This is a genomic window from Microbacterium sp. OVT16B (assembly GCF_019969705.1).
GTDB classification, from domain to species: domain Bacteria; phylum Actinomycetota; class Actinomycetes; order Actinomycetales; family Microbacteriaceae; genus Microbacterium; species Microbacterium natoriense.
The window spans coordinates 1210462-1225650 of sequence record NZ_JAHXZA010000001.1 but is presented as its reverse complement, the minus strand read 5'-3'; the positions used below and the strand labels follow the sequence as shown (position 1 = coordinate 1225650).

15 protein-coding genes and 1 tRNA gene are annotated in these 15189 nt (G+C 69.8%); 10 read left to right on the top strand and 6 right to left on the bottom strand.

The genetic code is table 11. From position 1 onward, the window contains the following. Positions 1-58 precede the first annotated feature (58 nt). The 8 genes from idi to LC438_RS05715 are packed head-to-tail and all read left to right on the top strand — an operon-like array spanning position 59 to position 7950. Complete coding sequence (idi, locus tag LC438_RS05750; RefSeq protein ID WP_105675673.1) at positions 59-598, top strand: isopentenyl-diphosphate Delta-isomerase; 540 nt, start codon at positions 59-61, stop codon at positions 596-598. Then, positions 595-1680, top strand: a complete 1086-nt coding sequence (locus LC438_RS05745; protein ID WP_223586073.1) for a polyprenyl synthetase family protein — start codon at positions 595-597, stop codon at positions 1678-1680. The genes idi and LC438_RS05745 overlap by 4 nt, the downstream gene beginning before the upstream one ends. Further along, positions 1677-2588, top strand: a complete 912-nt coding sequence (locus LC438_RS05740) for a squalene/phytoene synthase family protein (RefSeq protein WP_105675669.1) — start codon at positions 1677-1679, stop codon at positions 2586-2588. The genes LC438_RS05745 and LC438_RS05740 overlap by 4 nt, the downstream gene beginning before the upstream one ends. Next, positions 2585-4180 carry a phytoene desaturase family protein gene (gene crtI / locus LC438_RS05735; RefSeq protein WP_223586072.1) on the top strand — a complete coding sequence of 532 codons (1596 nt, stop codon included), beginning with the start codon at positions 2585-2587 and terminating at the stop codon, positions 4178-4180. Before LC438_RS05740 ends, crtI begins: the two co-directional genes overlap by 4 nt. Beyond that, positions 4177-4524 (top strand): lycopene cyclase domain-containing protein, encoded by a 348-nt coding sequence (locus tag LC438_RS05730; RefSeq protein WP_223586071.1) that lies wholly within the window; start codon positions 4177-4179, stop codon positions 4522-4524. The genes crtI and LC438_RS05730 overlap by 4 nt, the downstream gene beginning before the upstream one ends. Further along, positions 4521-4853: a lycopene cyclase domain-containing protein gene (locus LC438_RS05725; RefSeq protein WP_223586070.1), complete on the top strand. Its 333-nt coding sequence runs from the start codon at positions 4521-4523 to the stop codon at positions 4851-4853. The genes LC438_RS05730 and LC438_RS05725 overlap by 4 nt, the downstream gene beginning before the upstream one ends. Beyond that, positions 4850-5740, top strand: coding sequence for a prenyltransferase (locus LC438_RS05720; RefSeq protein WP_223586069.1), 891 nt, complete (start codon positions 4850-4852; stop codon positions 5738-5740). The genes LC438_RS05725 and LC438_RS05720 overlap by 4 nt, the downstream gene beginning before the upstream one ends. A 23-nt stretch (positions 5741-5763) precedes the next feature. Beyond that, positions 5764-7950 (top strand): MMPL family transporter, encoded by a 2187-nt coding sequence (locus LC438_RS05715; RefSeq protein WP_223586068.1) that lies wholly within the window; start codon positions 5764-5766, stop codon positions 7948-7950. A gap of 1 nt (position 7951) precedes the next feature. Here LC438_RS05715 and LC438_RS05710 read toward each other — a convergent pair whose 3' ends face one another. Next, positions 7952-8749, bottom strand: coding sequence for an ABC transporter ATP-binding protein (locus LC438_RS05710; RefSeq protein WP_223586067.1), 798 nt, complete (start codon positions 8747-8749; stop codon positions 7952-7954). Continuing rightward, the gene (locus tag LC438_RS05705) at positions 8746-9414 is read right to left on the bottom strand and encodes a FadR/GntR family transcriptional regulator (protein WP_105675656.1); all 669 of its coding nucleotides are present in this window, start codon (positions 9412-9414) and stop codon (positions 8746-8748) included. The genes LC438_RS05710 and LC438_RS05705 overlap by 4 nt, the downstream gene beginning before the upstream one ends. 52 nt (positions 9415-9466) lie before the next feature. Here LC438_RS05705 and LC438_RS05700 point away from each other — a divergent pair, with 52 nt between their 5' ends. Next, on the top strand, positions 9467-11218 hold the full coding sequence (locus LC438_RS05700; RefSeq protein WP_223586066.1) for a 2-isopropylmalate synthase: 1752 nt from the start codon (positions 9467-9469) through the stop codon (positions 11216-11218). A gap of 28 nt (positions 11219-11246) precedes the next feature. Here LC438_RS05700 and LC438_RS05695 read toward each other — a convergent pair. From LC438_RS05695 to LC438_RS05680, 4 genes are all read right to left on the bottom strand, one after another. After that, positions 11247-11323: transfer RNA gene (locus tag LC438_RS05695), tRNA-Arg, on the bottom strand. 35 nt (positions 11324-11358) lie between these two features. Next, positions 11359-11856, bottom strand: a complete 498-nt coding sequence (locus LC438_RS05690; RefSeq protein WP_105675652.1) for an HNH endonuclease — start codon at positions 11854-11856, stop codon at positions 11359-11361. 318 nt (positions 11857-12174) lie between these two features. After that, positions 12175-12987 carry a M23 family metallopeptidase gene (locus LC438_RS18470; RefSeq protein ID WP_105675650.1) on the bottom strand — a complete coding sequence of 271 codons (813 nt, stop codon included), beginning with the start codon at positions 12985-12987 and terminating at the stop codon, positions 12175-12177. Between the two features lie 257 nt (positions 12988-13244). After that, a complete protein-coding gene (locus tag LC438_RS05680) occupies positions 13245-13946 on the bottom strand; it encodes a metal-dependent transcriptional regulator (protein WP_105675648.1) in 702 nt (233 codons plus the stop codon). Positions 13947-14045: 99 nt separating this feature from the next. Between LC438_RS05680 and serC the strand changes: the two genes are divergently transcribed. Then, the gene (gene serC / locus LC438_RS05675; protein ID WP_223586065.1) at positions 14046-15158 is read left to right on the top strand and encodes a phosphoserine transaminase; all 1113 of its coding nucleotides are present in this window, start codon (positions 14046-14048) and stop codon (positions 15156-15158) included. Positions 15159-15189: the final 31 nt, after the last annotated feature.

Genomic DNA, 15189 nt, shown 5'->3' with positions numbered 1-15189 from the left:
ACACGAATTACTTCATGCTAAGTTGACTATTAGCCAAGCTAGCGAAATGAGGAGGACGATGGTCGAGGTCACGCTTCTCGCTGAAGACGGCTCCCCCATCGGCACGATGCCGAAGGAGAGCGTGCACAGCACCGACACTCCCCTCCACCTGGCCTTCTCCTGCTACGTCTTCGACGATGCGGGCCACCTCCTCGTCACCCGGCGCGCCCTCACGAAGCGCACGTGGCCCGGCGTGTGGACCAACAGCTTCTGCGGTCACCCCCAACCGCAGGAGGACATGTCGGATGCCGTGCACCGACACGCTCTCGCAGAGCTCGGAATCGGACTCTCCGCCGTCGAGCTCGCTCTGCCCGAGTACCGCTACCGTGCGGTCGACGCGAGCGGCATCGTCGAGAACGAGATCTGCCCCGTGCATGTCGCGACGATCGACGGCACCGTGTCCCCGGATCCGGCCGAGGTCATGGAATGGGCATGGGTCGATCCCGCTGCTCTCGCCACTGCCGTCGCGTCGGCGCCGTTCGCTTTCAGCCCGTGGCTGCGGGAGCAGCTGCCGCAGCTCGGTCACCTTCCGCTGCTCCGGCCGATCGGCGCCTCATGAACGCCCTCGCCCTGGGGGCCGACCTCCGGATCCCCATCGAAGAGGCACTGCGCCGCCAGCTCGACCAGCGCATGCCCGATGCCCGACGCTACGGACCGGAGTTCTCCCGCCTGTGGGAGCTCACCGCCGAGAAGGCGGTGGGCGGAAAGCTGCTGCGCCCACGGCTCCTCGTCGAGATCCATCACGCGTTCTCCGATGACGCCGAGTCCGATCCGCTGCCGCCGACCGTGCTGGAGATCGCCGCGCTGGTCGAGCAGATCCACTTCGCGTTCCTCCTGCACGACGACATCATCGACGGCGACGTCCTCCGGCGCGGAACGACCAACCTCATCGGCGCGCTCAGCACCGAGGCGCACCCACGGATCGACGAAGAGGCACGACTCCACTGGGCCCGGAGCAGCGCCCTCCTGATGGGGGACCTGCTCCTCGCATCCGCTCTCCTCGGCGCGGCCAGAGCCGACCTCGCCTCCCGCGTGCGGGACCGTCTGCTGGACGTGATCGACCGCACCGTCACCGAGACCGTCGCGGGCGAGCACCGCGACGTCGGCCTCGCCGACGGGATCATCCCGCCCGACCTCGAGACCATCCTCGCGATGACGGCCGACAAGACGGCGGCGTACTCCTTCGAGCTCCCCCTGCGCTGCGGCGCCATCCTGGCCGGCGCGTCGGAGGATGCCGAGGCCGCACTCGTCGACATCGGTCGCCCCCTCGGTCTGGCGTATCAGCTGCAGGACGATCTGCTCTCGGCCTTCGGAGAGGCGGCCGAGCACGGCAAGGACCCGCGCTCCGACCTCCGCGAGGGCAAGGTGACCGCGATCATCGCCTTCGCGCGCACGACGAGCACATGGCCGCGCATCGCTCCGCTCTTCGGCTCCCCCGATCTTCAGCCGGGTGAGGAGGCGGACGTGCGCGACCTCCTCCGTGCCTGCGGCGCCGAGGAGTTCGTGCAGCGGCTGGTGGACGAGGAGATCGCGACGGCTCGCGCGCTCCTGTCGACCGCGGAGCGATCGGGAGCGCTGCCGCCGACCGCGGTCGATCGCGTCGCACACCTCGTCGACCGCGTCGAGGGGAGACGGTCATGACCCGCGGCGACGCCGTCGAGGTGAGCTCCCTCGACAGGTTCACCCGAGCGGCGGAGGCGACGTCCGCCGACGTCATCACGGCGTACTCCTCGTCGTTCGGCCTGGCGACGCGGCTCCTCGGCACGCGCCACCGTCGGCACGTGCGCAACGTGTACGCCATGGTGCGCGTGGCGGATGAGATCGTCGACGGGGTCGCCGCGGAGGCGGGGCTCGATGCCGAGGGGCAGCGCGCCGCGCTGTCGTCCTACGTCGACGAGACCCACCGCGCCCTGCGCGACGGCTACAGCACCAACCTCGTGCTCCATGCCTTCGCCCGCACCGCGCGGGCGTCCGGCATCGGCGAGGATCTCACCCGGCCGTTCTTCGAGTCGATGGCCGCCGACATCGCCGCCGACTCCGGCTCCGATGCCCTGGTCGCCTACGACGCGGGGGCTCACGAACGCTACGTGTACGGCTCCGCGGAGGTCGTGGGGCTGATGTGCCTGCGGATCTTCCTCCGGGCGGAGTCGCGGACGGAGCAGGAGCTCGCGGCACTCGAGCACGGCGCACGGCAGCTCGGCGCCGCGTTCCAGAACGTCAACTTCCTGCGGGACCTCGCCGATGACACCACGCGCCTTCATCGCGGCTACCTCGCAGGAGAGCACCGCCTGACGGACACGGACCGCGACAGGTGGGTCGCCACGGTGCGCGCGCAGCTCGCCGACGCCCGCGCGGTGATGCCGCTGCTGCCCCGAGACTGCCGCTCCGCCGTTCGAAGCGCCCACGACCTGTTCGCCGCGCTCGCGGACCGGGTGGCGACGACGCCGACGGCCGAGCTGTACCGGCGCCGCGTGCGGGTCCCCGATGCGCTCAAGATCTGGCTCGCGGTCCGTGCGACGCTGCGGACCCGTCTGGAGCGCGCCTCGTGAGCCGCATCGTCGTCATCGGCGCGGGTGTCGCCGGACTCGCCACCGCGGCGCTGCTCGCGAAGGACGGGCATGAGGTTCTGATCCTCGAGAAGAACGGCGCTCTCGGCGGCCGCGCCGGATCGCTGGAACGCGAGGGCTTCCGCTTCGACACCGGCCCGTCGTGGTATCTCATGCCGCAGGTGTTCGAGCACTTCTTCCGGATGATGGGGACGAGCAGCGCAGAGCAACTCGACCTCGTCGCCCTGGACCCCGCGTATCGCGTGTTCACGGACCCTGTGACGCACCCGGATGGCGCGGTGACCGTCACCGCGGGCCGCGCCGCGACCATGCACCTGTTCGAGACCATGGAGCCCGGCGCGGGGGCGGCCCTGAGCTCCTACCTCGACTCCGCCGTGCACGCGGGGGCGATGGCGGAGAAGCACTTCCTCTACAACCCCTTCACGGGCGCCTCCTGGATGACGCACCCCGAGGTGCTCCGCGCGGCGCCGCGCCTGGTCCCCCTCCTCCTGACCCGGCTCCAGTCGTTCGCGGCGCGTCGCTTCCGGCATCCGGTGCTGCGGCAGATCCTCGGGTATCCGGCGGTGTTCCTCGGAACCGATCCGCGAACCGCGCCGGCGATGTACCACCTGATGAGCGCCCTCGATCTCGACGACGGGGTGCTGTACCCGCAGGGCGGGTTCCACCGTGTCGCCGAGAGGATCGCCGCGCTGGCGTCCGAGGCGGGTGCGGAGACGCGCACGGGCGCGGAGGTCACGGCGATCCTCACCTCCGGCGAGCGCCGGGGCGCCAGAGCCACCGGCGTGCAGTGGGTCGACGAGCACGGCGCGCAGCACGTCGAGCGCGCTGATGTCGTCGTCTCGACCGCCGATCTGCACCACACCGAGACCCGTCTGCTTCCCCCGGCGCTGCGTTCCTATCCCGAGCGATGGTGGCAGCGCCGCACGAGCGGCCCCGGTGCGGTGCTCGTGATGCTGGGCGTCCGCGGCGCACTGCCTCAGCTCCCCCATCACTCGCTCTTCTTCACGGACGACTGGGATGCCAACTTCGATGCGATCTTCGGCCCGCACCCCTCGATCCCCTCTCCGGCATCCGTGTACGTCTGCCGCCCGAGCGCGACGGACGTCGAGGTCGCGCCGGAGGGGCACGAGAACCTCTTCATCCTGGTGCCCGTCCCCGCGGACGTCGAGATCGGGCACGGCGGACCGGACGGCACCGGTTCCGCCGCGGTCGAACGGGCCGCGGATGCCGCCATCGACCTGGTCGCCACCTGGGCGGGAATCGACGACCTGCGCGAGCGCATCGTGGTGCGCGAGACGACGGGACCCGCCGACTTCCGCGACGACTTCCACTCGTGGCGCGGAGGGATGCTCGGGCCCGCGCACACGCTCTCGCAGAGTGCGATGTTCCGCGCGGGGAACGCGTCGCGTCGCGTCCGCGGCCTCTTCTACGCCGGCGCCACGACGTCACCCGGCGTCGGAGTGCCGATGTGCCTGATCAGCGCGGAGATCGTCCTCAAGCGGGTCAGGGGCGACCGATCCAGCGGGCCGCTGGCGACGGACCCGGTCGCCGCCTCCAGGGAGGCCGGGCGATGACGGGCCTGATCTACCTCGGCGCACTCCTCGTGTCGGCGGGATGCCTGGTCCTGGTGGACCGGCGCTATCGGCTGTTCTTCTGGCGCGATCCGCTGTCCGCGCTCGTCGTGACGGTCGTCGGCGCGGCGTTCTTCCTCGCCTGGGACGCAGCCGGGATCGCGACCGGCCTCTTCCTGCGCGGCGACGCGACGATCGCGACCGGCCTGGTGCTCGCCCCGGAGATGCCGATCGAGGAGCCGGTGTTCCTCCTCTTCCTCGTGCAGTGCATCATGATCGCCTACACGGGTGCCGCACGGATCCTCTCCCGTCGGGGGCGCAGCACGCGAAGAGAGGAGGCGTCATGACCGCCTACCTGTCACTCGCGCTCTGGTTCGTCGGCATCGCCGCCGCGCTGGCCGCGCTGCTCACCCTCCTCTCCGGGAGGCGTCGCCGCGCCCACGTCGGCGCGATGGCCCTGACGGCGCTCGTCCTCTTCGTCCTCACAGCGGCCTTCGACAACCTCATGATCGGGGCGGGGCTCTTCCACTACGACGCGGCGCAGCTCCTCGGCGTGAGCGTGGGTCTCGCCCCCGTCGAGGACTTCGCGTATCCGCTCGCCGGCGCGCTCCTGCTCCCCGCTCTGTGGGAGTTCCTGCGGGGCCGTCGGGCACGAGCCGAGGAGGAGAGCACATGACCGCCCCGGCATCCCCCCGTTCCGCGGTGCGCGACGCCGCTCTGGTGCTGCTGTCATCGCGGCCGGTGAGCTGGATCAACACCGCCTTCCCCTTCGGCGCCGCGTACCTGCTCACGACGAGAGAGCTCGACGCGACGGCGATCGTGGGCTTCGTGTACTTCCTCATCCCGTACAACCTCGCCATGTACGGCATCAACGACGTCTTCGACTACGCCTCCGATCTCGCGAACCCTCGCAAGGGGGGAATCGAGGGGGCGCTGCTGCCGCCTCGGCTGCACCGCTGGACGCTCTGGGCCGCTGTCGTCACGAACCTCCCGTTCCTGGTCTGGCTCGCCGTCGTCGGATCTCCCGTGTCGTGGATCGCTCTGGGGGTGAGCATGTTCGCCGTCATCGCCTACTCCGCTCCGGGGCTGCGGTTCAAGGAGCGCCCCTTCCTCGACTCGGCGACCTCCAGCATCCACTTCGTCTCCCCCGCCGTGGTCGGTCTCACCCTCGCGGGCGCCGACATCACCCTCGGCACGGTTCTCGTGCTGCTCGCGTTCTTCCTCTGGGGCGCCGCCGCACACGCCTTCGGCGCCGTGCAGGACGTCGGCCCCGATCGCTCAGCCGGCATCTCGTCGATCGCGACCGTGATCGGCGCCCGCGCCACCGTGCGGATGGCTGTGATCCTGTGGTTCGTCGCCGGCATCGCCATGCTCTTCACCCACTGGCCGGCGCCCCTCGGCGCCGTGCTCGCCCTCCCCTACATCGTCAACGCCCTGCCCTGGTGGAGCGTGACGGATGAGACCTCCGCACGCACCAACACGGCGTGGCGTCGATTCATCGTCATGAACTACATAGCCGGATTCCTCGCGACGATGATCCTCATCCTCGCCTGGAACTCCTGACCGCCCCTCCCGAGAGGAACCCGATGTCCCGACCAGACCGCGCCCCCGACACCGCGCGCCGCGCGCGCCCTCGGCACCGCGCCTGGCTGCGCGCCATCCTCCCCGCAGCGCTGATCCTCGTGTGGCTCGCGGGCGCGGGACTCGGCGGCCCGCTGTTCGGCAAGATCGATGAGGTCTCGTCGAACGACCGCACCGCGTACCTCCCCGAATCCGCCGATGCCACCCAGGTGCAGAAGCTGCTCGGCGAGTTCACCGACAGCGACTCGATCCCGGCGATCGCCGTGTTCGTCGCCGACGGCACGCTGTCCGACGGAGACGTGACGGCCATCTCGGATGCCGTGAGCTCGGCGACCGAGGTGGAGGGCGTCGCCGACGAGGTGTCGCCCGCGCTGACCTCCGATGACGGGAAGGCGGCCCAGGCCTTCATCCCGATCAGCAGCGACGCGGAACTCGGCGACGCCGTGTCCGCGCTCGCCGATCACCTCCGTTCGGCGGCTCCGGAGGGCGTGACCGTCTACATCACCGGCCCCGCGGGCTTCAGCGCCGATCTCGTCGCGGGCTTCGCCGGGATCGACGGCCTCCTCCTCGGCGTCGCTCTGCTGGCCGTGCTGATCATCCTCGTGCTCGTGTACCGCTCGCTGCTTCTGCCCGTGGTCGTGCTGTCGACCAGCCTGTTCGCCCTCTGCGTGGCGCTCCTCGTGGTGTGGTGGCTCGCGAAGACCGGCGTGCTGCTGCTGAGCGGTCAGACCCAGGGCATCCTGTTCATCCTCGTCATCGGCGCGGCGACCGACTACGCCCTGCTCCTGGTCTCCCGATTCCGCGAGGAGCTTCGGGGCACCCACGACAAGGGCGCCGCCCTCGCCGCGGCGTGGAAGGGATCGTTCGAGCCGATCGTCGCCTCCGGCGGCACCGTGATCGCCGGACTCCTGTGCCTGCTGCTCAGCGACCTGAAGTCCAACAGCACTCTCGGACCGGTCGCCGCCATCGGCATCGTGTTCGCCATGCTCGCCGCTCTGACCCTGCTGCCCGCCCTGCTCATGCTGTGCGGTCGCGCCGTCTTCTGGCCGCGCCGCCCCGTGTTCGACCCTGAGGCCGTCGCCGCCGAGGACGGCCGCCCCACGACCGGCCTCTGGGCCGGCGTCGCACGGATGATCAGCCGGCGCCCCCGCACGATCTGGATCGCGACGACCGCGCTGCTGCTCATCGGCGCCGCAGGCCTCACGCAGTTGAACGCCACCGGTGTGCCGCAATCCGACCTGGTGCTGGGGTCGTCCGAGGCGCGGGACGGCCAGTCCGCCCTCGGCGAGCACTTCCCCGGCGGCTCCGGCAGCCCCGTCTACGTGGTCGTGCCGGAGGATCGCCTGCAGGATGCCGCCGATGCACTGCTCGCGAACGACGGCATCGACGGTGTCTCGGTGACCGCGGCCGACTCGCCGAGCGGGACGGCGCCGGTCACCGCAGACGGCATCGGAGCCGTCGGCGCGCCGGGGACGCCGATCCCCTCGCCGACGCTGGTCGACGGGGACGTCCTCCTTCAGGCGACGCTCACCGACGCGGCCGATTCGGATGCCGCGGCATCCACGGTGCGCGATCTGCGCACCGAGCTCGATCCGCTCGGCGCCCTCGTCGGAGGCGTCACCGCGACGTCGGTGGACACGAATGACGCCTCGATCCACGATCGCAACCTGATCATCCCGGTGGTGCTCGTGGTGATCATGCTGATCCTCATGCTGCTGCTGCGGTCGATACTCGCTCCGGTGCTGCTCATCCTCACCACCGTGCTCTCGTTCGGCACCGCCCTCGGCGTCTCCGCGCTGGTCTTCGACGGGATCTTCCGCTTCCCCGGCGCCGACCCCGCCGTTCCGCTCTTCGGATTCGTCTTCCTCGTCGCCCTCGGCATCGACTACAACATCTTCCTGATGACGAGGGTCCGCGAGGAGTCCCGACGGCACGGCACCCGCGACGGCATCCTCCGAGGACTCTCGATCACGGGAGGCGTGATCACCTCGGCGGGACTCGTGCTGGCAGCGACCTTCGCCGCGCTCTCCGTGATCCCGATCCTGTTCCTCGTGCAGCTGGCGTTCATCGTCGCCTTCGGCGTCCTGCTCGACACCTTCGTCGTCCGCTCCCTGCTGGTCCCCGCCCTGGCGTACGACATCGGCCGACGCATCTGGTGGCCGTCTGCCCTGTGGCGCAGGGGGCAGGACTGAATCAGACGACGAGGCGCTTGCGCGCCCTGGCGCTCCAGCGCCCTTCGTCGTGAGCGACGTCGATCGGATGCCGGAACGCCTCGCTGATCGTCTCGGAGGTGACGACGTCGGCGGTGGCGCCGGCGGCCAGTACACGGCCGTCGGCGATCACCATGGCGTGCGTCGTGCTCTCCGGGAGCTCCTCGAGGTGATGGGTGACCAGGACCGATGCGACCTCCGGCTCGCTGCGGGAGAGGTCGTCGACCGTCTCCAGCAGCTGCTCCCGCGCCGCGACGTCGAGCCCCGTGGTGGGCTCGTCGAGCAGGAGCAGGGCGGGTGACGCCGCGAGCGCGCGCGCGATGAGCGAGCGTCCGCGTTCGCCCTGCGACATCGTGGGCCACTCGGCGTCCGCACGGTCGTCGAGGCCCACCAGCGCGATGAGCTCGTACGCCCGCGCGCGCTCGGCGTCGCTCGGCGCCCAGCGCATCATCTTCTCGATCGTGCCGGTGAACCCGGTGAGCACGACGTCGACGACGGTCAGGTCGGAGCGGATCGGATGCCGAGGGTTCACGTGGCCGATGTGACGGCGCAGCTCCTGCATGTCGACGCGCCCCAGTCGTCGGCCGAGAACGTCGACCGTTCCTGAAGTGGGGTGGGTCTGCGCCCCGCAGAACCCGAGGATCGTGCTCTTTCCCGCACCGTTCGGACCGAGCAGCGCCCAGTGCTCCCCGGCCCCGACTCGGAGGTCGATGCCGTGCAGGATCTCCTTCCCGTTGCGTCGGAAGGTCACCCCGTCGAGCCGCAGCACGTCGACGGTCACGCGAGCGCCGCCTTCAGCGCGATCAGGTGGCTGCGGCTCTCCGCGGCGGCGGCGTCCGCGTCGCGATCGATCACGGTGGCGGCGAGACGGACATGCCGCTCGTGGTCCTCCGCTCCCCCGAAATCCACACGGATCCGCAGCATCTCGACCATCGTCTGACGCAGTCGCGGAGTCAGGCCGTCGAACAGGTCGAGCAGGATCGGGTTGTGCGCCGCGGCCATGATCGTGCGGTGGAAGGCCGTGTCGGCGTCGACGTGCTCCTCGATGCTGGAGACCGCGGCGCCGCGGTGGTCGAGAGCCCGCCGGATCGCACGCACATCCGCCGCGGTGCGGCGGGAGGCCGCGAGCGACGCCGCCTCGGACTCGATCGCGATCCTCGCCTCGATCACGCTGACGATGTCCGCCCGGCGCAGCACGGCATCCCAGTCCTCCGGCGCATCGAGCGCTGTCACGAAGACGCCGGCGCCCTGACGGGTCGCGAGCACTCCTCGCCCTGCGAGCTGACGGATGGCCTCGCGGACCGTTGACCGCCCCACGCCCAGCTGGGGCGCGAGCGTCGTCTCTCCCGGGAGCTTCTGCCCGAGCTGCCACTCGCCGGAGCGGATGCGGTCGAGGAGGAGATCCGCCGCCTGATCGGCGAGCGGAGTGCGCTGGATCTGTGCCATGCCCCGAGTATAACTTGTCAACTTGTCTGAGGAGTTGCTACGTTCTTCAGGCATGACCTCCCGCACGTTCCCCACTCTGTCCACGCCATCAGGGCCGGTTCCCGCCGACGCACCGCACTGGAACCGCCAGCGCGGCTCGCAGATGCCGTCGCACCGCTACCTCCCCGTCCACGACCGCGTCCTGCTCCCCCTCGCCGAGCGGAGCTGGCCGACGCGCCGGCTCACCGTCGCCCCGCTGTGGGTGCCCGTCGACCTGCGCGACGGGAATCAGGCCCTCGCCGAGCCGATGGACCCGGCCCGCAAGCGTCGCTTCTTCGAGCTCATGGTCGCGATGGGCTACAAGGAGATCGAGGTCGGCTACCCCTCCGCCTCGCAGACCGATTTCGACTTCGTCCGGCTCCTCGCCGAGACCGACCTGGCCCCTGAGGACGTCACGATCGTCGTGTTCACCGCAGCCAGGACCGACCTCATCGAGCGCACCGTGGCCTCGGTCGACGGCATCCGCAACCCTGTCGTCATCCACGTCTACACCGCGACCGCACCCACCTGGCGCGACGTCGTGCTCGGCCGATCCCGTGCCGACCTCAAAGAACTGATTCTGGACGCCGGACGCGATGTGCTGTCACTCGCCGGAGACCACTCGAACGTGCGCTTCGAGTTCTCGCCCGAGGTCTTCAACCTGACCGAGCCCGACTACGTGCTCGACATCTGCGACGCCATGACCACGCTCTGGGACGCGACGCCGGAGCGGCCCGTCATCCTGAACCTGCCCGCGACCGTCGAGATCGCCTCGCCGAACGTCTACGCCGACCAGATCGAGTACATGCACCGCAACCTCGCGAGGCGCGACGGCGTCATCCTCTCGGTGCACCCGCACAACGACCGCGGCACCGGAATCGCCTGCGCCGAGCTCGCCGTGCTCGCCGGCGCCCAACGGGTCGAAGGATGCATCTTCGGCAACGGTGAGCGCACGGGCAACGTCGACATCGCCACTCTCGCTCTCAACCTGCACGCGCAGGGCGTCGATCCCATGATCGACTTCTCCGACATCGACGAGATCCGCCGCACGGTCGAGCACTCCAACGGCATCGAGGTGCACGCGCGGCATCCCTACGTCGGCGATCTCGTGCACACGGCGTTCAGCGGCACGCATCAGGACGCGATCAGGAAGGGCCTCGCCGAGCACCGTGCCCGCGCGGCACACGAGGGCGTGGCCGAGAAGGATCTCGCCTGGCGCGTGCCCTACCTGCCGATCGACCCGGCCGATCTCGGACGCGGCTATGACGCCGTGATCCGCGTGAACTCGCAGTCGGGCAAGGGCGGGATCGCCTACCTGCTGGAGACCGGGTACGGAGTCGAGCTCCCCCGGCGACTCCAGATCGACTTCGCTCGCCGGGTGCAGGCGCAGGCGGATGCCGCAGGAGCCGAGTTCTCCCCGGAAGAGCTTTGGGCCCTGTTCACGGAGAGCTACGTCGACCGCGGCGCGGCGGAGACGCCGGAGCTCGTGCACTACCGCGTGGACGACGGGCAGACCGAGATCGCGCTGCGCATCGACGGCGTCGACATCGCGCACCGCACGGATCGGGTGGGCCCCGTGGAGAGCCTCGTCGCCGCGCTGGCGAGCGGCGGCATCCAGGTGGACGTGCTCTCGCTGCACCAGACCAGCATCGGACACGGAACCGACAGCGATGCGCTCACCCTGATCGAGTACCGCATCGGAACGGAGAGCGGATGGGCCGCCGGCCGCGCCAGGTCCGTGCTCGACGCCACCTTCGCGGCGGTCCTGCGGGCGGCGGTCGGCTGACGCGCTGCGCCGTCTTGTTGCGTCGTCGTGGTGCCCTCGACAGGATTCGAACCTGCGACCTGCCCTTTAGGAGAGGGCTGCTCTATCCTGCTGAGCTACGAGGGCCTACGACGATTCTACGGGAACCGTCGTAGCACCCTTTACGCGGCGAGGGCGAGGTACGGCTCCCAGCGCGGGTCGCTGCGCTCGGAGCCCCGGACCGTCCACGACGTGCCGTGCGGAGGGCGCGGCGTGAACCGCAGCTCCCAGTGCATCTCCTGCGGCGTGCGGTTGCTCTTCACGTTGTTGCAGCGCAGGCAGCAGGCGACGAGGTTCTCCCAGGAGTCCGCACCGCCACGGGAACGAGGGAGGACATGGTCGATCGTGGACGCCGCCTTGCCGCAGTAACCGCACCGGTGGTTGTCCCGGCGCAGCACGCCCCGTCTCGTCACCGGCGCGCGCCTGCTGAGCGGGACGCGCACATAGCGCGACAGGATGATGACCGCCGGTCGATCGTAGACGCCGTGGCTCCCCCAGACGGGATCGTCGTCCACCCTCTCGATCACCGTGGCCTTGTCGTTCATGACAAGGACCAGGGCTCTCTTGAAGGACACGATGGCCAGAGGCTCGTATCCGGCGTTCAAGACAAGTGTGCGCATCATCATCCTCTCGATCCGCCGGGACGGCTTCCCGGCACTCTCGACTCACACGAGCCGCACGATGATCGAGTGGACGCGGGGATGAAAAAAGGCGCTGTCTACAGACAGCGCCTTTCGCGCACGGCAACACCGTGGCATCCCTGCGGCCGATGCTGAAGGACGTGACGACCGAGGGCATCCATGGTGCGGATGCTCGGTATTCGTTCCATCAGCCTCTCCCGTCAGTGCGACAACGGGTTCAGGCTAACCCATTCCACGGGGTGCAGGGCGAAACAGAGGGTGAACGCCCGAAGGCGTGTCAGCGATGGATGCCGTGGATCAGCCGGCGTTGGCGGCGAGCCAGCCGATCGGCTCCTGCAGGGTTCCGCTCACCTTGACCTCGAAGTGGAGGTGGTTCGCGGTCGATCGCCCCGTGCTGCCGACGAACCCGATGAGCTGCCCGGCTGCGACCGTCGCGCCGACCTCGACCTGGCGAGTGCCGTAGGTCATGTGCCCGTAGGTGGTCTCGAGACGCTGACCGCCCACGACGCTGTCGATGACGATGCCGACGCCGTAGCCGTAGTAGTTCTCGGAGGACACGCGCACGACGCCGGCGGCCGCCGCGTAGATCGGCGTCATCGCGGGGGCGCACATGTCGGCCCCGTTGTGCGCGCCGCCGAGGGTGCGGCTCACCGTGTAGGAGCCCTGCGGAAGCGGATAGCGCACCTCACCCGATCCCGGGGAGACCAGTGCGTACTTGCTGAGATCGACGCCTGTGGCGACCGAGGCGGTCTTCGCCGCTGCCGCCGCACGGGCAGCAGCCTCTTCCTCAGCCTTCTTCTTCGCGATCTCTTCCGGCGTGGTGGCGGTGAAGCTGCCGTGCTCGAGAGGAGCCGACGTGGCCACGGACGCGACGACGAGCGACTGCGCATCCTCCGCCGCGAGCTGCTGCAGGGTGGCCGCGGTGTCGGCGGGCTTCGACGATGCGTACGCAGGAAGGGCGACAGCCGCCACCAGAGCGCCGACCGCTCCGAAGATCACGACCGAACGGAGCGGCTTGACGACCTTGCGGGCCGGGCCGCGAGCATCGCCACGACGGGCGACTGCGCGGTCTTCGATTGTCTTCAGGGGCGGTTCGATGTCTGCGGCCAAAACGTAATCCTCCTGCGCCTGCACGCTTCGGGTAGCGCTGGCTCGTCGGCACTCTGTTCTCGTGGCACGAATGTAGCTCGGGGTACTTTGTGCGTTCCTACCGTGAAGACGACGAGCCTGGAAGGCGATCCTCGCGGGTAACCGTCAACGGGCTTCTTCGCTGACGACCTGTCCGAGGTTACCGGAAGATAACGGTCGTGTCACCCCGAGAACCTGTTAATCCCCCGGGCGGGGTCAGCGGTGATCCGCCGACGGGGTCAGCTGGGCTCGCCGACGAGGAAGATGTGCGACGCGAGCTCGACGGGGAGCTCGAGCCCCTCGTCCTTGCCGTCCATCTGGATCAGCACGTAGCCCTCGTTGAAGCGGTAGTCGCCCTCGGCGCCGGGCACGACGCCCGCATCCCTGAGCTGTTCGAGGAGCTCGGGGTCGACCTGAGCGGGCTCGGCGAGACGACGCACCGTGCCCTTGATGGGCTCCCCTGCCGCGTTGAGCTTCTGCACGAGACCGATCACGCCCTCGTCGAACGTGCGGGCGGGGACGTCTCCGAGCTGGTCCAGTCCGGGGATCGGGTTGCCGTACGGCGACTCCGTCGGGTGGCCGAGCAGCTCGACCAGGCGGCGCTCGACCTGCTCGCTCATCACGTGCTCCCAGCGGCAGGCCTCTTCGTGCACGTAGGCCCAGTCGAGGCCGATCACGTCGGAGAGCAGGCGCTCGGCGAGACGGTGCTTGCGCATCACGTCGACCGCCTTGCGGCGTCCGGATTCGGTGAGCTCGAGGGTGCGGTCCTCGGAGACGACGACGAGACCGTCGCGCTCCATGCGCCCGACCGTCTGCGAGACCGTGGGGCCCGAGTGCCCCAGACGCTCGGAGATGCGAGCGCGCAGCGGCACGATGTTCTCCTCCTCGAGTTCGAGGATGGTGCGGAGATACATCTCCGTGGTGTCGATCAAGTCCGTCATCTGGCCCTCCGGGTCTTCTTAGGCAAGCCTACATTCCCGCGGGGACATCGAGGCGTCATGCGGCGAAACCCCGGAGAGCGCGCACCCTAGAATCGACCCATGGCGATCGAGATTCCCCGAGACCTCCTGCCCGCTGACGGCCGCTTCGGATGCGGCCCCTCAAAGGTGCGCCCCGAGCAGCTCGACGCGCTGCTCGCCGCCGGAGCAGGACTGCTGGGCACCTCGCACCGCCAGGCGCCGGTGAAGAACCTCGTCGGCAACGTGCGCGAGCAGCTGGCCGCGCTGTTCCGCCTTCCCGAGGGCTACGAGATCATCGTCGGCAACGGCGGATCCACGGCGTTCTGGGATGCCGCGGCCTTCGGCCTGATCGAGCGTCGCAGCCAGAACCTGGTGTTCGGCGAGTTCGGCGGCAAGTTCGCCGCGGCCGCTGCGGCCCCCTGGCTGGAGGCCCCAGACGTGCGCACGTCGGCGCCCGGCTCCCGCTCGGCCGCCGAGGTCGTCGACGGGGTCGACGTCTACGCCTGGCCCCACAACGAGACCTCCACGGGCGTCGCCGCCCCGATCGAGCGCGTCGCCGCAGAGGGCGCTCTCACCGTGATCGATGCGACCAGCGCGGCCGGCGGCATCGACTTCGACGCCGCGCAGGCCGACGTCTACTACTTCGCGCCGCAGAAGAACCTCGGCTCCGACGGCGGTCTCTGGTTCGCCGCGGTCTCTCCCGCCGCGATCGAGCGGATCGAGCGGATCGCGGCATCCGACCGCTACATCCCCGAGTTCCTCAGCCTGAAGAACGCGGTGGACAACTCCCGCCTCAACCAGACGCTGAACACCCCCGCGCTCACGACTCTGCATCTGCTCGACAGCCAGCTCCGCTGGATCCTCGCGAACGGCGGGCTGTCCTGGGCCGCCGCCCGCACGGCGGAGTCGTCCGGTGTGCTCTACGACTGGGCCGAGGCGACGCCGGTGGCGACTCCGTTCGTAACCGACCCCGCGCACCGCTCCCCCGTCGTCGTCACGATCGACTTCGACGAGAGCATCGACGCCGCCGCGATCGCGAAGACCCTGCGGGCGAACGGCATCGTCGACACCGAGCCGTACCGCAAGCTGGGGCGCAACCAGCTCCGCGTGGCCACCTTCGTGTCCATCGAGCCCGACGACGTGCGTCAGCTGACCCGCGCCCTGGACTACGTGCTGGAGCACCAGAGCGCCTGAGCGCCGCCTGAGACGAAAGAAGAAGGGGGCC